The organism is Arcobacter rhizosphaerae (assembly GCF_049472155.1).
Classification (GTDB): Bacteria; Campylobacterota; Campylobacteria; order Campylobacterales; family Arcobacteraceae; genus Arcobacter_B.
This window is the reverse complement of sequence record NZ_JBMOVW010000004.1, coordinates 281255-301750: the sequence shown is the minus strand read 5'-3', so window position 1 is coordinate 301750 and position 20496 is coordinate 281255. Positions and strand designations below refer to the sequence as shown.

The window sequence follows — 20496 nt, the reverse complement described above, 5'->3', positions numbered from 1 at the left end:
TTCTTTAGAAATAAAGGATATGATATTTAAAAACATAATGTTAAAGTCTTAAAATTTTTCTAGCGAATATTTAAATGAGAGTTTAAATATAAACTAAAAAACGAAACAATTTTAAAAACACAACTTTTTTATTAGATGTAGCAATATATTTAATAAGATAGTAGCCAAGGAATAATTATTCAAAACGGTGAAGTAATGTAAATTACTTTATCAACAAAAATAAGCTATTAAGGGCTAATGGTGGATGCCTAGACTGTAAGAGGCGAAGAAGGACGTACTAGACTGCGATAAGCTACGGGGAACTGTCAAGAAGTTTTGATCCGTAGATTTCCGAATGGGACAACCCAGCATATAGAGATATATGTTACCTTTCGAGGGGCGAACGTGGCGAAGTGAAACATCTCAGTAACCACAGGAAGAGAAATCAAATGAGATTCCGTTAGTAGCGGCGAGCGAACGCGGATTAGGACAAACCCAATGCTTGCATTGGGGGTTGTAGGACCATAACATGAGACTAAAGAAGATAGAAGAAATAGTTGGAAAGCTATAGCATAGAAGGTGATACTCCTGTAATCGAAATTTTCAATAGCTCTAATGGTATCCTGAGTAGGTCGGAACACGTGATATTTTGACTGAATCTAGGGGGACCACCCTCTAATCCTAAATACTACTTACAGATCGATAGTGAACAAGTACCGTGAGGGAAAGGTGAAAAGTACTCCAGTGAGGAGAGTGAAATAGAACCTGAAACCATTAGCTTACAATCATTCGGAGCCCTATGATTTATCAGGGTGACGGACTGCCTTTTGCATAATGAGCCTGCGAGTTGTGGTGTCTGGCAAGGTTAAGTCAAGTACGAAGCCGTAGCGAAAGCGAGTCTTAATAGGGCGAATTAGTCAGATGCTGCAGACCCGAAACGAAGTGATCTATCCATGAGCAGGTTGAAGCTGGTGTAAGAGCCAGTGGAGGACCGAACCGGTGGGCGTTGAAAAGTCCTCGGATGACTTGTGGATAGGGGTGAAAGGCCAATCAAACTTCGTGATAGCTGGTTCTCTCCGAAATATATTTAGGTATAGCCTTGTGTAGTAGCATATAGGGGTAGAGCACTGAATGGGCTAGGGCTGCTTACCGCGGTACCAAACCCTATCAAACTATGAATACTATATGTGTAATCACAGGAGTCAGGCGTAGGGTGATAAAATCCTATGTCGAGAGGGGAACAACCCAGACTAACAGCTAAGGTCCCAAAGTCATATCTAAGTGGAAAACGATGTGGAGTTACTGTGACAACCAGGAGGTTGGCTTAGAAGCAGCCATCCTTTAAAGAAAGCGTAACAGCTCACTGGTCTAGTGATTCTGCGCGGAAAATATAACGGGGCTAAGATATGCACCGAAGCTTTAGACTCAAGTTTACTTGAGTGGTAGGAGAGCGTTCTATTCAGCGTTGAAGGTGTACCGGCAAGGAGCGCTGGAGCGGATAGAAGTGAGCATGCAGGCATGAGTAGCGATAAAAGAGGTGAGAATCCTCTTCGCCGAAAACCCAAGGTTTCCTACGCGATGCTCGTCATCGTAGGGTTAGTCGGGACCTAAGTCGAGTCCGAGAGGGGTAGACGATGGCAAATTGATTAATATTTCAATACCAACAAATAAGCGCGATGTGGGGACGCATAGAGTTAATCGAGCACACTGATGGAATAGTGGGTCGAAGGACGTAGGCTGTAACTTAGGCAAATCCGGGTTACATGAAGCCGAGATCTTACAGGCTCTTGACACTCTTCGGAGGAGATAGAGAATCGATGATACTGTCGTGCCAAGAAAAGCCACTAAGTATATTATTTGTTGCCCGTACCGTAAACCGACACAGGTGGGTGGGATGAGTATTCTAAGGCGCGTGGAAGAACCCTGGTTAAGGAACTCTGCAAACTAGCACCGTATCTTCGGTATAAGGTGTGCCTACTTTGGTATAGAGATTTACTCTCAAAAGCTAAAGAGGTTGCAACAAAGAGTCCCTCCCGACTGTTTACCAAAAACACAGCACTTTGCTAACACGTAAGTGGATGTATAAGGTGTGACGCCTGCCCGGTGCTCGAAGGTTAATTGATGATGTTAGCATTAGCGAAGCATTTGATCGAAGCCCGAGTAAACGGCGGCCGTAACTATAACGGTCCTAAGGTAGCGAAATTCCTTGTCGGTTAAATACCGACCTGCATGAATGGCGTAACGAGATGGGAGCTGTCTCAACCAGGGATCCAGTGAAATTGTAGTGGAGGTGAAAATTCCTCCTACCCGCGGAAAGACGGAAAGACCCCGTGCACCTTTACTACAGCTTGACACTGTAGCTTGGATATTCTTGTGCAGGATAGGTGGGAGGCTTTGATTCATAGACGCCAGTATATGATGAGCCATCCTTGAGATACCACCCTTGAATATTTGAGTTACTAACTGTGTATAATTATCTTATACCAGGACAATGTCTGGTGGGTAGTTTGACTGGGGCGGTCGCCTCCTAAAAAGTAACGGAGGCTTACAAAGGTTAGTTCATGGCGGATGGAAATCGCCAGTTGAGTATAATGGCATAAACTAGCTTGACTGTGAGACATACAAGTCGAACAGAGACGAAAGTCGGTCATAGTGATCCGGTGGTTCTGTGTGGAAGGGCCATCGCTCAAAGGATAAAAGGTACGCCGGGGATAACAGGCTGATCTCCCCCAAGAGCTCACATCGACGGGGAGGTTTGGCACCTCGATGTCGGCTCATCGCATCCTGGGGCTGGAGCAGGTCCCAAGGGTATGGCTGTTCGCCATTTAAAGCGGTACGCGAGCTGGGTTCAGAACGTCGTGAGACAGTTCGGTCCCTATCTTCCGTGGGCGTAGGAAAGTTGAGGAGATTTGTCCCTAGTACGAGAGGACCGGGATGAACGTACCACTAGTGTACCAATTGTTCTGCCAAGGGCATCGTTGGGTAGCTATGTACGGATGTGATAAGAGCTGAAAGCATCTAAGCTCGAAGCCAACTTCAAGATGAACTTTCCCTGAAGATCCCAGCAAGACTAGCTGGTTGATAGGCTAGGTGTGTAAGCGTTGTAAGACGTTTAGCTGACTAGTACTAATAGATCGTTTGGCTTTTTTTAATAAATTTCTTGGTTTACTATCTTATTAAGTATATATCTGTTGCTTTAAAAAACTTGTTTTTTAAAGGGAACACTACTTAATAAATGTGTGAATTGTTTCACAAAGCGTTTCCTTGAAAAGATGAACATCTTTTTAAGAAGCTCATTTAAGACTTTAACATTATCTTTACACTCATTACCCTAATGTGAGTATAAAGAGTTTATTTGAACTTTTTATACTCATATTGCTGGTGGTTATAGAGAAGTGGAAATACCCAGCCCCATTCCGAACCTGGAAGTCAAGCACTTCATCGCTGATAATACTGCAGGTTTCACTTGTGGAAACGTAGGCCGCTGCCAGCTCTTGAGTTTTATCTAAAAGCTTTTATCTATTTGAACTTCTTTACAGTTCCTTTAGGTAGAAGCTTTTTTTTTAGCCCACTTTCTTTACCTTTACCTATTATTTTACGTTAAACTTATAATTGCTAATATTTTCTTTTTAAAGGAAGTATTATGAAAGAACATTTTTTAATTGTAAAAAAACAAAATGTATTTTTTGAAAAATTAAAAAGAGAAGTATTAGAATATTACGAATCATATAATTTAAAAGTAATAAATGATAATGATGAGGAATTGTTTTTAGAGTCTACTACTTCTTCTTTATATCTTAAAAATGATATTTCATATTTAGGTATATTCACAGATATAAATAAAAAATATATAGATGTAGAATTAGAAAATATACAAAAAAAAGATATCTTTATGAAATATGAAATACAAAAAAATGTTGATATCCCTTCAAAGTATGTAGATGAAACTTACAAGTTATTAAATATGTTTCATAATCAGAATATAAGTTATAGTCAATTTATAGATTATAGAAATGAATTAAAACAAAAAATTCTAAAAGAAAATTCTTAGTATTAAATTTTATATTATCTTATTTATAAAAGGAGTGTAATACAAATATTTATGTATTACTAATCCTTTAAATAAAATTTTAATTAGTTTTTATTTTCAAAAATTTCAATAGAAACTATTTTATCTCCTTGATATATTTGACTTAATGTTTCAAAGCTATCTTGATCTTCATCTTCTATTTCTCCAAAAACAGTATGTGCTCCATCAAGATGTGGACAAGAAACAAAACAAATGAAGAATTGGCTACCTCCTGTATCTTTTCCTGCGTGTGCCATTGATAAGCTTCCTATTTTATGAATTTGTTTTTCTGCTGATGTTTCACATGGAATAGCCCATTCTGGTCCACCTGCACCAGTTCCATCAGGACAACCACCTTGCGCCATGAATCCATCAATTACTCTGTGAAAATTTAAACCATTATAAAAACCTTCATTTGCTAATGTTGCAAAGTTTGCAACTGTATTTGGAGTTTCTTGATTAAATAGTTTTATCCAAATACTACCGTTATCTGTTGTAACTTTCGCATAATTAAATTTTGCCAGTTCTTCTTGTGAATAGTTATATTCTTTTAGTTCTTTTTTTCCAAAACCAAACATTAATATCCTTTTAATTTTTATTTGAAATTATATCTTTTTTGGGTGTAAGATAGTTTAATTTAATTAAATTTTTAGTTACTTCTTTAAATACTGGAACTGCTGACCATGAAGCATAATGATAATACCAATATCTACCTGTAGAGTTTGGATTTAATACTGTTACACCTATTGTATAGGATTTTTCACCATCATTTACAAAACCAAAAAAAGAAGATATATATTTTTTTAAATATCTACCTCTTCTTGCTATTTGTGCTGTACCTGTTTTACCTCCAACAGTTAATCCTTCAATTTTTGCTGATCTACCTGTTCCTTCTTCAACTGTTTTTATTAATAATCTTTCAATTTCTCTTGCAGTTTTTTTTGATATTACTTTTTGAGGTTGATCTTTATAAGGTTTGTATTTATTTCCATCATGGATTAAGTAATCTACAATTTTAGGTGTAATCATATACCCATCATTTTGAAATACTGTGTATGCTTTTATCATTTGCATAAATGTTGAAGTCATTCCTTGTCCATAAGATACAGTAGCTTTAAAAACATTATCTTCGCCTTCTTTATCTCCTGCAGCAAATTGCCAAACTTTTGGCATTATACCTTCTCTTTCATAAGGTAAATCAATTCCTGTTTCTTTAGTTATTCCAAAGCTTTTTAATCCTTCATAAAATTCTGGTCCTGTTAATCTTTGAGCATATTGTAAGGTACCTATATTTGAAGAGAAAATAACAATGTCATCTAATGTTAAATAGTGTTTTTTGAATCTATGGTCATCTTTTATAGTATATCTACCTAATTTATATTTTCCTTTTGGATATTCACCTTTTTTATTTGGTTTTCCTTTTGTATTATAAGCAAAAAGCAATTCATCTTTTTTTATTTTTCCTTTGTCCATAACTAAAGCAATTGAAATTGGTTTTAATATTGAACCTGGTTCAAACTGATATTCTATTGCATTTACGTTTAATGAAGGAATATCACTTTGTTTTATATTTTCTGGATTAAATCTATTTGAAGATGCTAAACTTAAAACTTTTCCTGTTTTACTCTCTACAACTGAAACAATTATTTCATCTGCATTTAGTTTTTCCTTATATCTATCAATTGTTAATTCTATATTTTTTTGTAATTTAAGTGGAATATTTAATTTTAATGTTGCTCCATCAATTCTTTTTCTAATTATTGAGTTATTATCAAATGAAATATATGATAATACGTCTCTATTTCCTTTTAGTATTCCATCTTTTGATTCATTTAATACTTTATTATAACTTCTTTCAAGTCCTTTGATACCTTTAACTCTTGTTTTGCCTTTTTGACTTTCATATTTTCTTACATAACCAATAACGGGTGTTAATGTATCTTCATAAGAAAAAAGTCTTTTTTCTCCACTTTCAACTATACTTAATCCTCTAAGGACTTTTCCTCCTCTTACTTTTCTTGAAATAAAAACATCAAGTTTTCTAAGTTTAAAAGCTAATTCTTTTAAGTTTTTAGCTGTTCTTGAGTCAATATTATATGATAAAACTAAATATCCAGGTGTTTTATCTTTTTCAAGTTTTGTTTTTAATTTTGAGTAAGGAATATTGCTATAAATTGAAAATAGTTTTAAAAATAGTTCTTTTTTATCTTTTGCTAAATGTCTTGTATCAATAGATGCTTTATATAATTTTTTTGATGAAGCTATTTTAAAATTATCAGCACTTATTATATCTCCTCTTACGGATAATTCTTTTTTCTCGCTTTGTAATGTTGGTAATCTTCTATAATCAGAGATTGTTTTTGAAACTGATAATAGAAGAATTAATAAAAATAAAAATATAAGCATAAATAAAATTGCAATTTTTTTTGTTTTATTAATTTTTTCGGTATTGTTTGAAGACATATTTATCCATAATATTATATAATAGAGTATGTATTCTAACAAAATAAATATTAAATCACGACAAAAAAAAATCAATAATGTTAATGCCGATTATCCACTATTTATTTTAGTGTCTTTATTAATTGTTACAAGTATTATTTTTTCATATTCTCTTACAATTTATACAGTTGAGTTTTATGGTTATAATCAGTTTCATTTTTTTATTAGACAGGCTTTTGTGGGGATTATAGGTATATTATTAATGTGGGCTTGTTCTTTAATAGATCCTGATAAATTAATAAATAAAGTTGGTATGACACTTTTTATAATTTTTTTTATTTTAATGGCAATTATGCCAATTTTACCATCTTCAATGGTTAGTGCTTCAGGTGGAGCTAACAGATGGATAAGATTACCAGGTTTTTCTTTATCTCCTGTAGAGTTTTTTAAAATTGGTTTTATATATTTTTTATCTTGGTCATTTCATAGAAAAGTTATTGATCAGCCTAAAAAAATTGGCTTAAAAGATGAAGCTTTATTATTAGCACCATATTTTTTAACTTTTTTTATAGTTGTTTTTATAGTTGCTTTTTTACAAAAAGATTTAGGACAGGTTGTTTTATTAGGAGTTATTTTAGTTGTTTTACTTATTTTTGCTAATAGATCATTTAAGATATTTTTAGTATTAGGTGGTGTTGCTTTAATAGGATTAGTAGGTTTGATTTTAGCTGCACCTCATAGAATAAAGAGAATATACTCATGGTGGGCTATGGTACAAGATGGAATTTTATCAGTTATGCCTGCTTGGGCCGAAGGATATTTAAGGATTGATGAATTACCAGAACCTTACCAAGTATCCCACTCTTTAAATGCAATGCATAATGGTGGCTTTTTTGGACAGGGTATTTCAAATGGAGATATAAAAGTAGGGTTTCTTTCTGAGGTTCATACGGATTTTGTATTAGCAGGTATGACAGAAGAGATTGGTTTACTTGGTTTAGTTATTTTAGTTGGTTTAATATTTACTATTGTTTGGAGAATATTTAAAATAAGCAGAAGAGTTAAAAATCCTATTTACCACTTATTTACTTTAGGGGTTGCATTGATGATTATAATTGCTTTTTTGATTAATTCTTATGGTATTTCAGGAATGATTCCAATTAAAGGTATTGCTGTTCCATTTTTATCTTATGGTGGTTCATCTATGCTTGCTATGTGTTTAGCTTTAGGTTTAGTATTATCTATAAGTAGAGTTGTAGAAAAAGAAGATATAAAAGAAAAAAGGTAAAAGTTTAAATGAGTAATAATATTGTAGTCACAGGTGGTGGTACTGGTGGACATTTAAAAGTAGCTGATGCGTTTATTGAGGAGCTTTATAAGAAAGAATTTAATATTATTTTTATTGGTTCAATAAATGGACAAGATAAATTATGGTTTGAAAATGATAAAAGGTTATATAAAAAAGTTTTTTTAGATACAAAGGGTGTTGTTAATAAAAAAGGTTTAGGTAAAATTTTATCTTTATTTAATATATTAAGAAAAACAATATATTGTCTAGGATTGTATTATAAATATGATATTTCAAAAGTTATTTCTGTAGGAGGTTTCTCTGCAGCACCTGGAACATTTGCTTCTATTTTTAAACCTTTTACAAAACTTTTTATTCATGAACAGAATTCTAAAATGGGAAAGTTAAATGAAATAACATCAAAATTTGCAAAGCAGGTTTATTCTTCTTTTCATGATTTTTCTACAATTAAAGATTATCCTGTATCTAATGAGTTTTTTGAGAAAGCAAGAATAAGAAGTGAAATAAAAACAATTGCATTTTTTGGTGGTTCTCAAGGTGCAGTAGCTATAAATGATTTTGCATTAAAGCTAACACCTTTTCTTATTAATCTAGGAATAAAAGTTATTCATCAGACAGGAAAAAATGATTTTAAGAGAGTAAAAGAGTTTTACTCTAAAAATGATTTGGATGTTGATGTATTTGATTTTTCTAGAAATATTATAGAAAAAATGAGAGAAGCAGATTTTGCTATAAGTAGAGCAGGTGCTTCAACTTTGTGGGAAATGAGTGCGAACTGTTTACCTGCTTATTTTGTACCATACAAGTATGCAGCAGGGAATCATCAGTATTTTAATGCTAAAGATTTAGTAGAAAAGAATATGGCATTTATTTGTGAGGAAGATGATTTAAAAGAAGATGAGTTTTTAAAACTTATTGATAAAATTGATATTAATGAAATAAGTATTAGGCTTAAAAATTCAATTAAGCCTAATGCTGTAGAAAATATTATAAGTGATATTATACAAAAATAGCTAAAAGTATAATTCCAAATAAAATTCTGTAAATACCAAAAGCAATAAAAGTAAAGTTTTCTAAAAATTTAATAAAAAGTTTTATTGCTAGGTATGCTACTACAAATGAAACTACAAAACCAACAGCTAAATTTATTATATTACCTGCGGCAAAAAGTTCTTCATGATGTTTTAGTAAATCATATCCTGTTGTTGCACACATAACAGGGAAAGCTAAAAGAAAAGAAAATTCAGCACTTGCTTTTCTATTTAATTTTACAAGCATTGCTCCAATAATAGATGAACCTGCTCTACTTGTACCTGGAATTAAAGCAAAAATTTGTGCAACACCAATCCATATAGCTTGTTTATAGGTTACATCTTCTACATCATGTGTATGAGTTTCATTTTCATCATAAAATTTTTCTACTATTAAAAAAATAATACCACCAATTATAAACATCCAAGCAACTATTTCAATTGAAAACATTGCTTTTACTTGATCTGAGAATATAAAACCAATTGTTGCAATTGGTAGAAAAGAAATCAATACTTTTGTCCATAAATTAATATGAGAAAATGTAAACTTTGATGGATAGTTTAGAATTACAGCTAGTATAGCTGCAAACTGTATAATAACTTCAAAAGCTTTATTTACATTTGATTGTTCTAATCCTAAAAACTCACTTGCTACTATTAAATGTCCAGTTGAAGAGATTGGTAAAAACTCTGTTAAACCTTCAATGATACCTAAAATGATAGTATCTAATATATTCATTATAAACCTTTTTCTTTTGTAAGTTTTAAAAAGAGTTTTAAAGCTCTTTTTTCTTTTATATTTAAGTCATAATCTATTTTATTTAAGTATTCTAAAATATTATTAGGTGATATTCCACTTCTTTTTGAATATTCTTTCAATATATATTGAGGTATTTTTATCTTTTTTTTATCAAAATTTTTTGTTATTTTAGTAAGGAGTTTTTTATTTGAATTAAAACATAATACAGCAAAAACAAAAGGTAAATTATATTTTTCTTTCCAGTGTTGTGCTAAATCAATAAAGTTTTTATCTTTTGTCGTATGATAATATTTTAGTGCTTTATCTCCAATTATTACTTTTCCTTCTAGGTCTAAAACTTTTGCTAGAGCATTTGATGTCTCACTTTGATAATCTTTTTCATATTCACCTGGAATTAATAATACAGATAATACATCATTCTTAGCTACTATACCAAGATTTAATTTTTTTTCATTCCTTGATGCAATTGATGAGATGAAAGCAGCATCTACTTTTCTTTTTTTAAATCTTTTATTAATTGCTGAGGGATAAGATTTTTTGTAGTTTATTATAGATTTAATTTGATTAGATTTAATATTTTTTTTTATGTATATATTAAATGGTAATAGATTTATGAAATCAATTTTAGCAAATATCATTTGATTTATGTCATCCTATTATTAAATTTAATTTGATATAATACTTAAAAATATGTAAAAAGGGGTTAAAGTGGTTAAAGTAGAATTTCTCGGACCTATTAATAAAGATTCATTAGAACTTGAAATTAATAACTTATCACAATTAAGTGAAATTTTAAAAAGTGATGAAGATGTTTCAACGTGGTTAGAAACATGTGCTGTTGCAATCAATGATACTTTAGTATCTAGTAAAGATGTAGATTTAAAAGATGGAGATAAAATCTCTTTATTACCTCCTGTTTGTGGTGGATGATAATGAATGAAAAGCTAATTTTATGTGATGGCCCTTTAGATGTAAATGAGATAAACTCAAAATGGTATGATGAATTTAAAAATTCAAATTATGGAGCTATTATTACTTTTGTTGGTGTTGTAAGGAATGAAAATAGTATAGATGGCTTATCTTTTGATATATATGAGCCAATTTTAAAATCTTGGTTCGAAGCTTGGCAAAATAAAGCAAAACAAAAAAATGCAATTGTTTTGATGGCTCATTCAAAAGGTGATGTTTTAAATCATGAAAGTTCTTATATAGCAGCTGTTTGTTCACCTAAAAGAAGAGTTGCTTTAGAAATGATTGATGAATTTGTTGAAGATTTTAAAGCTCAAGCTCCAATTTGGAAATATGATATCATAAAAGGAGAAAGAGTTTATGCCGAAGATCGAAGTACGATTATTAATGGAGCAGGGATTTTAAAATAATGAGAGTTGATTTACATAATCATACTATTCTTTGTAATCATGCACAAGGTAGTGTAGAATCATATATTCAAAAAGCAATTAGCTTAGGAATTGATGTTTATGGTTTTACAGACCATGCACCTATGAATTTTGATCCAAAATATAGAATGTCAATAGATTTCAAAGAGTTTTATGAAAGTACTATTTTACATTTTAAAAATAAATATAAAAATCAAATTAATATTCTTTTAGGATATGAAGTTGATTTTATGCAAAATATTCCTATGTTAGATGAAATATTAAATGCAGATGTTGATTATTTGATTGGTTCTATTCATTTTTTAGAATCAAAAAAAAATAACCTAGATGATGAACCATGGGGATTTGATAATCCTGAATTTATAGGTAATTATAAAAAAAAGAATATTGATGATATATGGATTGATTATTTTGAAGCAGTAAGATTACTTGCAAAAACTGGTAAATTTGATGTTATTGGGCATTTAGATTTAATAAAAGTTTTTAAGTATTTACCTAATAAAGATATTAAGCAAATTGCAAAAGATGCTTTGAAACAAATTAAAAAATCTAATATGGTAATTGAAATAAATAGTGCTGGTTTGAGAAAGCCAATTGAACAACCTTATCCTTCAAAAGAACTTTTAGAACTTTCTTATGAGTTAAATATTCCAATAACTTTCTCTTCTGATGCTCATCATCTTGATCAAATTGGTTTTTCTTATGATAAAGTAACTACTCTAGCAAAACAAATTGGATATAAAAAATGTTCTTACTTTAATAAAAGAGATAGAATAGAAGTTGATTTTTAAATATTGTTTTATTTAAAAGTATAATATTTTATACTATTGTATATTTTTTATACAGTATTTTTATCTTAGTTTTTTTTATTTTTGATACAATATTTGTATTAATTATTTTAAGGAGTTAAAACTATGGGTAAGTTTGTAAACAATACTGAAGAGTTTTTTAAATATTGTGAAGAAAATGAAGTAAAATTTGTAGATTTTAGATTTACAGATATGAAAGGTATGTGGCACCATATCTCTTATATGATGAGTGCAGTTACTGAAGATCAATTAGAATTTGGTATGCCTTTTGATGGTTCATCTGTTGATGCTTGGCAACCAATTAATAAATCAGATATGATTCTAAAACCAGATGTTGAAACTGCTTTCTTAGATCCTTTTACAGCTGATTCTACAATTATTGTATTTTGTGATGTTTATGATATTTATAAAGGTCAAATGTATGAAAAATGTCCAAGATCTATTGCTAAAAAAGCCTTAACTCACTTAAGTGAATCTGGTGTTGGTGATGTTGCTTACTTTGGACCAGAAAATGAATTCTTTATCTTTGATGATGTAAAAATTATTGATTCTGTAAATGAATCTTATTATAAAGTAGATTCAGAAGAAGGTGAATGGTCAGATGCTACAGATTTTGAATTAGGTAATATGGGTCATAGACCAAGAACTAAAGGTGGTTATTTCCCAGTTCAACCAACTGATTCAATGGTTGATTTAAGAGCTGAAATGATGCAAGTATTAGAACAAGTTGGACTAGAAGTTGTTTTAGGACACCATGAAGTAGCACAAGCACAAGGTGAAATTGGTATTGTATTTGGAGATTTAATTGAAGCTGCAGATAACGTACAAAAATATAAATATGTTTGTAAAATGGTTGCACACTTAAATGGTAAATCTTGTACATTTATGCCTAAGCCATTATTTGGTGATAATGGTAATGGTATGCACGTACACCAATCAATTTGGAAAGATGGTAAAAACTTATTCTATAAAGAAGGTGAATACGGAAATCTTTCAGAAATGGCTAGACACTATGTAGGCGGTATCTTTAAGCATGCAAGAGCAGTTGCAGCATTTACTAACCCATCAACTAACTCTTATAAAAGATTAATCCCTGGATTTGAAGCTCCTTCAATTTTAACTTACTCGTCTCAAAATAGATCAGCTTCTTGTAGAGTTCCTTATGGTGCTGGTGAGAAAGCAACAAGAATTGAAATGAGATTCCCAGATTCTACAGCTTGTCCTTATTTAGCATTTGCTGCAATGTTAATGGCAGGTCTTGATGGTATTGCTAATAAAGTTGAACCTATTGGTCCAATGGATGAAGATTTATTTGAAATGCCTTTAGATGAAATTAGAGAAAGAGAAATTCCACAAATGCCTCATACTTTAAGAGGATCATTAGAAGCACTAATTAGAGATAATGATTTCTTAAAACCAGTATTTACTCAAGATATGGTAGATACTTATCAACATTATAAATTTGAAACACAAGTTTGGCCAGATGAGTCTAGACCAACAGCCTTTGAATTTAAATCAACGTATTCTTGTTAATAGTTATTAAGTTAAGATACTTAAAAGGGCAAGTTCATAAGAACTTGCCTTTTTTTATATAAAATTAATAGAGTATTAAAACTCTATTAATTCTTCATCAGGGTTTTCCGGAACTATATTTACTTCTATTTCAGGTAGAGGAGATTTATGTGTATAATATTCAATTTTGCCATTAATTTTTGACTCATATACATTTGCAGGTTTTTCAAATGTTCTTGGAATTTCAGGGTGTATTTTTAAATATTCTTTATAAAAGTAAGCAAAAGCAGGTGTTGGTGTCTTTCCTCCTGTTTCACTTCTTCTCATTGGAGTATTATCATCTTTACCAAACCATATAACAGTTTGAATTGAAGGAGAATATCCACAAAACCATGCATCTACATTATCATTTGTAGTTCCTGATTTACCAGCAAGTTCTATACCTGAAACTTGAGCTCTTCTTCCTGTTCCTTTTTTTATTACATCTTTTAATATTGATGTTATTAAAAATGTTTGCTCAGGAGAGTTTACTTCTCTTGTTTGTGGTTCAAATATAAGTTTTTCACCATTTTTATTAGAAATAGATTCTATAATATAAGGTTTAACAATTGTACCATGATTTGAAAAAGTACTAAAGTATTCACTTAGTTGTAAAGGAGATACTGACATAGAACCAAGTGTAATAGATAAATCACTTGGCATTCCTTTAAAGCCATATTCTTCTAAGGATTTATACATAATATCTATTCCTGTATCTGTTACTAAGTTTACAGTAGATAAATTTCTTGATTGAACAAGAGAGTCTCTAAGATTTATAAAGCCTTTAAATCTTCCTCCGTAATTTTTAGGTTGCCATTTCTTTTTATTTCCATTTGCATCTTTATAATCATAAGTTCTAGATATATCTACAAGTTGTGAAGCTGGATTTAATCCTTCATTTAATGCTGTTTGATATAAAAATGGTTTGATGGCTGAACCAGGTTGTCTTCTAGCTTGTACTGCTCTATTAAACATTGATTCATTATAATCAATCCCACCAACTAAAGCTAAGATTTTACCTGTACTACTATCAATTGAAACTAAGGCTCCATTTAATTTTTCTACATAATAATTATTATCTAAATCCTTTTCTTTTTTTCTGTATTGCATATCTCTTTGAAGTGCTTGTTCATAGGATTTTTTTAATGCTTCTTTTGCAATTTCTTGTGCATCTAAGTCAATTGTTAATTTTATATCATATCCTCCATAATATATATCAGGAATATCTTTTTTCAATTTTTTTAACACATAATCAATTACATAAGGTGCTTTATTTCTTGTAAGTGTTTGGTTATATACTTCAGGAATCTCTTTTATAGATCTTTCATATTGTTCTTTATTTATCCAGCCTAATGTATTTAATCTAGTGATTACTTGATTAGCTCTTGCAAAAGAAATTTTTGGGTTTTTTGTAGGGTCATAAAAGCTTGGTGCTCTAGGAAGTCCTACTAAGATACTCATTTCTTTTAAAGATAGTTCATATAAATCTTTTTTAAAATAACCTTTTGCAGCTGTCTTAATACCATAATATCCATGTCCAAAGTAAACATTATTAAGATATCTTTCTAATATTTCTTCTTTTGTCAAAATAGTTTCAAGTCTAACAGAAAGTAAGGCTTCTTTTATTTTTCTTATTAATTTTTTTTCTCTTGATAAAACTAACATTTTAACTAATTGTTGTGTTAAAGTACTAGCTCCTTCAACATAACCACCAGCTTTTATATTTTTAATCATTGCTCTTGAGATAGCATCAAGATTTACTCCATGATGTTCAAAGAATTGAGTATCTTCAATTGCTACTAAACCTTCAATAATCCTTGCAGGAATATTATCATATTTTACATACTCTCTATTTTCATCTTTAAAAATATTAGCAATTAATCTTCCATCTTTGTCATAAAATTGTGTACTTTGCTTAGGGTTGTAATTAACTACCTTATCAACATCATGTTTTATCTCATCATATAAAGTATAAAGCCAACCTAATGTTACTAAAGCTACTATGACAAAGAATCCAAATATATATTTCATCATATTTATTTCCTAAAATCTTTATTTTTAAAATTTGAATCTATTAATTTTTTTGTATATTTTTCTTGTGGATTTTGTAAAATTTCTTTTGTAAGACCTTCTTCTACAATTTTTCCTTTATTTATAATTAATATTTTTTCACATAAATTTCTAATAGATTCAATATCATGTGTTACAAAAAGTATAAGAATATTAAACTTTTTTACTAACTGATCAACTAACTTTATTATGTTTTCTTTGTTTTTTATATCTAGTGCAGTAGTTGGCTCATCAAGTAGTAAGATTTTAACATCATTACTTAAAGCAATTGCTATAATTATTCTTTGAATTTGACCTCCACTTAATTGATTGGGAAATTTTTCTAAAACTTCATTAGGTAAATCAACTAACTTTAGAAGTTTTTGTTGTTTTTCTTTTGAGCAAAAAAATTGTTTAGATATTTTTGTCATAGGAGATAATGAAGTAAAAGGATTTTGAGGAATAAATCCTATTGTCTTATGATTTAATTCAAAATTAGATTGAATATCTTTTTGAATATCTAAAGAGTTTGGAAGTAAGTTTAATAAACTTTTTAAGGTTAAGGACTTACCACTTCCACTTTCTCCAATTAATGCAGTAGATGTAGTGATATTAAAAGATATATCTACTAAAGTATTATCTTTATGAGTTATTCTTAATTTTTTAATATCAACTTTCAACATAATGTATTAAACTAATGCCTCATCCATTTCTTCGGGAACTTCTAAATTCATAAGTTTTAGAACAGTAGGTGCAATATTATTTAAACTACCACTTTTTACTTCTTTTACATCTTTTGAAACTACAAAACAGAATACATCTCCAACTGTATGATTTGTAAGAGTATTCCCATTTTTATCTCTCATCATTTCGCAATTACCATGATCTGATGTTAGAACAAGTTTGTAATCTTTCTGTTTAGCTTTTTCTAAAATAAGACCTAATTCTTTATCCACAGCTTCTACAGCCTTTATTCCAGCTTCATAAACGCCCGTATGTCCAACCATATCACCATTAGCAAAGTTTACAACAATAAAATCTGTTTCTTCATCCATTGCTTTTCTTACTGTTTCACCTACTTGTGGTGCACTCATTTCAGGTTGTAAGTCATAAGTGGCAACATTTGGAGAGGGAATTAAAACTCTAGTTTCATTTTCTAAAGGTTCTTCAATTCCACCATTAAAGAAAAATGTTACATGGGCATATTTCTCCGTTTCGGCTGTATGAAGTTGGTTTAATCCCGCTTTTGAAATAACTTCCGCTAAAGTATTTTTTGGAGCTTCTTTAGGGAATAATACAGGTAATGGTAAATTTTTGTCGTATTGTGTCATTGTTGCAAGGTTTATTTTATTAGCAAATTTTGGAAATGCAGAAAAGTTTTTATCGCCTAAAGCAGCTGATAATTCTCTCATTCTATCACTTCTGAAATTACAGAAAATAATCCCATCATTTTCTCTTAGTCCATTATATCCCTCAAAAGCAGATGGAATTAAAAACTCATCAAATATATCTTCTTTATATGAGTCATTTATATATTCAATAGCAGATTTATTAGTTTTTGGTAAACCTAATGTAATAGCATCATGACCTTTTTGTACTCTTTCCCATCTTTGATCTCTATCCATAGAATAATATCTACCAGCAATAGTTGCAATTTTTATATCTTCATCACAGATATCTAAAATTTGTTGAACATATTTATTTGCACAATCAGGAGCTACATCTCTACCATCTGTAATTATATGAATAAAAACTTTTTTCCCACTGTTTTTAGCAATGTTTGCAATTCCAATAATATGATCAATATGAGAATGTACTCCACCATCACTTAATAACCCTATTAAATGAATATCATTTGATTTTTCTAAAGTATCTTTTAATACACTATTATCTTTTAATGTATTTTCTTCTAACGCTATATTTATTTTTACTAAATCTTGATATAGTGTTCTACCACTTCCTATTGTCATGTGTCCAACTTCTGAGTTACCCATTTGTCCATCTGGTAAACCTACATGCTTACCATAAGTATGAATATGTGAGTAAGGAACATTTTTAAATAGATAATCATACGTAGGAGTATTTGCATTTGTAAAGGCATTAAATTCATTTGAATCATTATGCCCAATACCATCAGTAATTATTAGAATTGTCTTATTTACCATTGTTTAAACCTTTTAAAAACTATAATATAATATAATCGCATGGATTATATCAAAATATAGGAATATGTTTGCTGAAAACATATTTTGTAATATTAATACAAAATGAAGGTTTAAATTGTTTTATTGGTTTTATAGACATCTAGATATTAATATCTTTCAATACATATCAGTAAGAGCTGGTATTAGTTTTTTTATTGCTTTTTTACTAACAATGTATTTGTTACCAAAATTTATTAATTGGGCTAAATCAAAAAAAGCATCTCAACCCATTTATGATTTGGCACCTGATTCTCATAAAGTAAAAGTAGGAACTCCTACTATGGGTGGAATAGTATTTATTTTTGCTACTATAATAGCTACACTTTTAACTGCAAAGTTGAATAACTTCTATATTGTAGGTGGTTTATTAACAATTGGATTATTCTCTTTAATTGGGATTCAAGATGACTATTCAAAAATTTCAAATGATAAAAATGATGCAGGTTTAAGTGCTAGAGGTAAACTTTTACTTCAAATATTCTGTGCCTTACTTGTTGGACTTGTTTTGTATTTTTATGAACATACTACAACTTTATTTACTCCCTTTTATAAATTACCTATTTTTGATATGGGAATGTTTGCATTAGGATTTTGGGTATTAGTTTTAGTTTCTACTTCAAATGCAGTTAATTTGACAGATGGTTTAGATGGTTTAGCTACAGTTCCATCAATTATGGCATTTTTTACATTGTCTGTATTAGTATATGTAACTGGACATGCTATTATTGCAGGCTATTTATTATTACCAAATATACAAATTGCAGGTGAATTAGCTGTGATGGGTGCTGCAATATCTGGTGCATTAATTGCATTTTTATGGTTTAATTCTCATCCAGCACAAGTTTTTATGGGAGATAGTGGTTCCTTACCTGTTGGTGCTTTTATGGGATATATGGCAATTGTAGCAAAATCAGAAGTATTGTTACTATTAATTGGTTTCATTTTTGTGCTAGAAACTGTATCTGTAATTTTACAAGTTGGATCATATAAATTAAGACAAAAAAGAGTTTTTTTAATGGCTCCTATTCATCATCATTTTGAAGAAAAAGGATGGAAAGAAAATAAAATAATTGTAAGATTTTGGATCATATCATTTATGACAAATCTTTTTGCATTAATGAGTTTAAAAATTAGGTAATAAATGGATTATAGTAAAAAAATAAGAGTTTTAGGTAAAGGATTAACTGCTAAAGCAGTAAAAGAAAAATTTCCAAAAGCAATATTATATGATGATAATGATTTTCATGAGTATGATAAGCAGAGTAATGAACTTACTGTTGTAAGTCCCGGTATACCTCCTTTTAATGAAATGGTTAAGAATTCTAAAAATATAATAAGCGACTATGATTTATTTTATAATATAATGCCTTTTTCAATTTGGATTAGTGGAACAAATGGTAAAACAACTACAACACAAATGTGTCAACACATTTTAGAAGAAAAGGGAAGTGAATGTGGAGGCAATATAGGAACATCAATATCAAATCTTTCACTTAATAGTTCTATATGGATTTTAGAAACTTCATCTTTTACTTTTCATTATACTAATAAAGCAAAACCAAATTTATATTTATTGTTACCTATATCAGAAGATCATATTTCATGGCATGGTTCTTTTAAAGAGTATGAAAATGCAAAACTTAAACCCTTATCAATGATGAACGAAGGTGAAATAGCTATAGTTCCCGAAGTATATAAATATGTAAAAACAAATGCGACACTAATTACCTATAAAGATAGTGATGACTTATGTGAAAAATTTGATATAGATAAATCAAAAATTAAATTTAAAGAACCTTTTTTGTTAGATGCTTTATTAGCATTATGTGCTAAAAAAATTATATTTGATATTGTAGATTATGAAAATATAAATACATATAAAGTAGATAAACATAAAGTAGAAGAATTTTTTGATAAAGAAAATAGATTATGGATAGACGATAGTAAAGCTACAAATGTTGATGCAACAATAAATGCTTTATCTTCATATAAAGAGAAAACAATACATCTTATATTAGGAGGAGATGATAAAGGAGCTGATTTAAAACCACTTTTTGAATTTATCAAAAATCTTAATATAACAATATATGCAATAGGTTCTAATACAAATAAGTTGGTTTCTTTATCAAAAGAATATAATTTATCAGTAATTAAATGCAATTTTTTAGAAAATGCAGTGAATTCTATCAATTTAAAACATACTACAAAAACTCTTGGAATACTGTCTCCATCGGCTGCTTCATTAGATCAGTTTAGCTCATATAAACAAAGAGGAGAAGAATTTAAAAAATTAGTATTTAATTTAAGGAAAAATTAATATACTAATGTGTATACTTTCACTCCAATTTGAAAGGGTTCGATAGCTCAGTCGGTAGAGCAAAGGATTGAAAATCCTTGTGTCGGCAGTTCGATTCTGCCTCGAACCACCATTCAAATTTTTTGGCGCTGGTGTAGCTCAGTTGGCTAGAGCAGCTGATTTGTAATCAGCAGGTCGGGGGTTCAAGTCCCTTCACCAGCTCCATTTTTAATAATTGTCGTGCGTAAGTCAAAAGACCAGCGCTTGACCAGAACAATAATAATTTTAACATCGGTGAGGTTGGAGAGTGGTCAAATCCTGCGGATTGTAAATCCGCCGCCTACGGCTTCGAAGGTTCGAATCCTTCCCTCACCACCATTAAATGATGCGGGAGTAGCTCAGTTGGCTAGAGCCTCTGCCTTCCAAGCAGATTGTCGCGAGTTCGAGTCTCGTCTCCCGCTCCATTTATTTTATTGTTTACTGGGAGCTGAGTTATAAGCACTTTTTTTATAACTCTATACAAATTTATACTCCCTTTAAAGTTTTTTTTAGTATTTTTTAAATATAATACACGTCGAACAAAATAATAGTAATCCCCTC

General features: G+C 30.2%; 16 protein-coding genes, 4 tRNA genes and 2 rRNA genes. 15 read left to right on the top strand and 7 right to left on the bottom strand.

Annotated features, from left to right (window positions below):
- Positions 1-217: 217 nt before the first annotated feature.
- From ACH5BH_RS08980 to ACH5BH_RS08970, 3 genes are all read left to right on the top strand, one after another.
- Positions 218-3130, top strand: a 23S ribosomal RNA gene (locus tag ACH5BH_RS08980).
- Between the two features lie 226 nt (positions 3131-3356).
- A 5S ribosomal RNA gene (gene rrf / locus ACH5BH_RS08975) occupies positions 3357-3472 on the top strand.
- Positions 3473-3622: 150 nt separating this feature from the next.
- The gene (locus ACH5BH_RS08970) at positions 3623-4030 is read left to right on the top strand and encodes a hypothetical protein (protein ID WP_404305828.1); all 408 of its coding nucleotides are present in this window, start codon (positions 3623-3625) and stop codon (positions 4028-4030) included.
- Positions 4031-4113: 83 nt separating this feature from the next.
- Here ACH5BH_RS08970 and ACH5BH_RS08965 read toward each other — a convergent pair whose 3' ends face one another.
- Together ACH5BH_RS08965 and ACH5BH_RS08960 are read right to left on the bottom strand one after the other, a co-directional pair.
- A complete protein-coding gene (locus ACH5BH_RS08965; protein ID WP_404305826.1) occupies positions 4114-4626 on the bottom strand; it encodes a peptidylprolyl isomerase in 513 nt (170 codons plus the stop codon).
- A gap of 10 nt (positions 4627-4636) precedes the next feature.
- Positions 4637-6511 carry a peptidoglycan D,D-transpeptidase FtsI family protein gene (locus ACH5BH_RS08960; protein WP_423298106.1) on the bottom strand — a complete coding sequence of 625 codons (1875 nt, stop codon included), beginning with the start codon at positions 6509-6511 and terminating at the stop codon, positions 4637-4639.
- 28 nt (positions 6512-6539) lie between these two features.
- Here ACH5BH_RS08960 and ACH5BH_RS08955 point away from each other — a divergent pair, with 28 nt between their 5' ends.
- Both ACH5BH_RS08955 and ACH5BH_RS08950 read left to right on the top strand, forming a co-directional pair.
- The gene (locus tag ACH5BH_RS08955; protein ID WP_423298105.1) at positions 6540-7778 is read left to right on the top strand and encodes an FtsW/RodA/SpoVE family cell cycle protein; all 1239 of its coding nucleotides are present in this window, start codon (positions 6540-6542) and stop codon (positions 7776-7778) included.
- Positions 7779-7786: 8 nt separating this feature from the next.
- The gene (locus ACH5BH_RS08950; RefSeq protein WP_423298104.1) at positions 7787-8812 is read left to right on the top strand and encodes a UDP-N-acetylglucosamine--N-acetylmuramyl-(pentapeptide) pyrophosphoryl-undecaprenol N-acetylglucosamine transferase; all 1026 of its coding nucleotides are present in this window, start codon (positions 7787-7789) and stop codon (positions 8810-8812) included.
- Here the strand turns inward: ACH5BH_RS08950 and ACH5BH_RS08945 are convergent.
- Together ACH5BH_RS08945 and ACH5BH_RS08940 are read right to left on the bottom strand one after the other, a co-directional pair.
- Positions 8799-9569: an undecaprenyl-diphosphate phosphatase gene (locus ACH5BH_RS08945; protein WP_423298103.1), complete on the bottom strand. Its 771-nt coding sequence runs from the start codon at positions 9567-9569 to the stop codon at positions 8799-8801. The two genes, ACH5BH_RS08950 and ACH5BH_RS08945, sit on opposite strands and share 14 nt — an antisense overlap.
- Positions 9569-10228 carry an MqnA/MqnD/SBP family protein gene (locus ACH5BH_RS08940; RefSeq protein WP_423298102.1) on the bottom strand — a complete coding sequence of 220 codons (660 nt, stop codon included), beginning with the start codon at positions 10226-10228 and terminating at the stop codon, positions 9569-9571. The genes ACH5BH_RS08945 and ACH5BH_RS08940 overlap by 1 nt, the downstream gene beginning before the upstream one ends.
- Positions 10229-10298: 70 nt before the next feature.
- Between ACH5BH_RS08940 and ACH5BH_RS08935 the strand changes: the two genes are divergently transcribed.
- From ACH5BH_RS08935 to glnA, 4 genes are all read left to right on the top strand, one after another.
- On the top strand, positions 10299-10520 hold the full coding sequence (locus ACH5BH_RS08935) for a MoaD/ThiS family protein (protein WP_404305814.1): 222 nt from the start codon (positions 10299-10301) through the stop codon (positions 10518-10520).
- Positions 10521-10522: 2 nt separating this feature from the next.
- Positions 10523-10969 (top strand): molybdopterin synthase catalytic subunit, encoded by a 447-nt coding sequence (locus ACH5BH_RS08930; RefSeq protein ID WP_423298101.1) that lies wholly within the window; start codon positions 10523-10525, stop codon positions 10967-10969.
- Entirely contained in the window at positions 10969-11778 is an 810-nt protein-coding gene (locus ACH5BH_RS08925) for a histidinol-phosphatase (protein ID WP_423298100.1), read from the top strand. Before ACH5BH_RS08930 ends, ACH5BH_RS08925 begins: the two co-directional genes overlap by 1 nt.
- A 123-nt stretch (positions 11779-11901) precedes the next feature.
- Positions 11902-13329, top strand: coding sequence for a type I glutamate--ammonia ligase (glnA, locus tag ACH5BH_RS08920; RefSeq protein WP_404305808.1), 1428 nt, complete (start codon positions 11902-11904; stop codon positions 13327-13329).
- Positions 13330-13404: 75 nt separating this feature from the next.
- Here glnA and ACH5BH_RS08915 read toward each other — a convergent pair whose 3' ends face one another.
- From ACH5BH_RS08915 to gpmI, 3 genes are read right to left on the bottom strand one after another with little or no spacing between them, the layout of a single operon-like run.
- Positions 13405-15381 (bottom strand): transglycosylase domain-containing protein, encoded by a 1977-nt coding sequence (locus ACH5BH_RS08915; protein WP_423298099.1) that lies wholly within the window; start codon positions 15379-15381, stop codon positions 13405-13407.
- Positions 15382-15383: 2 nt separating this feature from the next.
- Positions 15384-16079, bottom strand: coding sequence for an ATP-binding cassette domain-containing protein (locus ACH5BH_RS08910; RefSeq protein WP_423298098.1), 696 nt, complete (start codon positions 16077-16079; stop codon positions 15384-15386).
- 6 nt (positions 16080-16085) lie between these two features.
- A complete protein-coding gene (gene gpmI / locus ACH5BH_RS08905; protein WP_423298097.1) occupies positions 16086-17561 on the bottom strand; it encodes a 2,3-bisphosphoglycerate-independent phosphoglycerate mutase in 1476 nt (491 codons plus the stop codon).
- A gap of 115 nt (positions 17562-17676) precedes the next feature.
- Between gpmI and mraY the strand changes: the two genes are divergently transcribed.
- The 6 genes from mraY (at position 17677) to ACH5BH_RS08875 (ending at position 20360) form a co-directional block, all read left to right on the top strand.
- A complete protein-coding gene (gene mraY, locus ACH5BH_RS08900; RefSeq protein ID WP_423298096.1) occupies positions 17677-18738 on the top strand; it encodes a phospho-N-acetylmuramoyl-pentapeptide-transferase in 1062 nt (353 codons plus the stop codon).
- Positions 18739-18741: 3 nt separating this feature from the next.
- Complete coding sequence (gene murD, locus ACH5BH_RS08895; RefSeq protein ID WP_423298095.1) at positions 18742-19917, top strand: UDP-N-acetylmuramoyl-L-alanine--D-glutamate ligase; 1176 nt, start codon at positions 18742-18744, stop codon at positions 19915-19917.
- A 36-nt stretch (positions 19918-19953) separates the two neighbouring features.
- Positions 19954-20029: transfer RNA gene (locus ACH5BH_RS08890), tRNA-Phe, on the top strand.
- Positions 20030-20044: 15 nt separating this feature from the next.
- Positions 20045-20121, top strand: a tRNA-Thr gene (locus ACH5BH_RS08885).
- A gap of 68 nt (positions 20122-20189) precedes the next feature.
- Positions 20190-20274 (top strand) — tRNA-Tyr (locus ACH5BH_RS08880).
- A 9-nt stretch (positions 20275-20283) separates the two neighbouring features.
- Positions 20284-20360, top strand: a tRNA-Gly gene (locus ACH5BH_RS08875).
- The last annotated feature ends 136 nt before the right edge of the window (positions 20361-20496 follow it).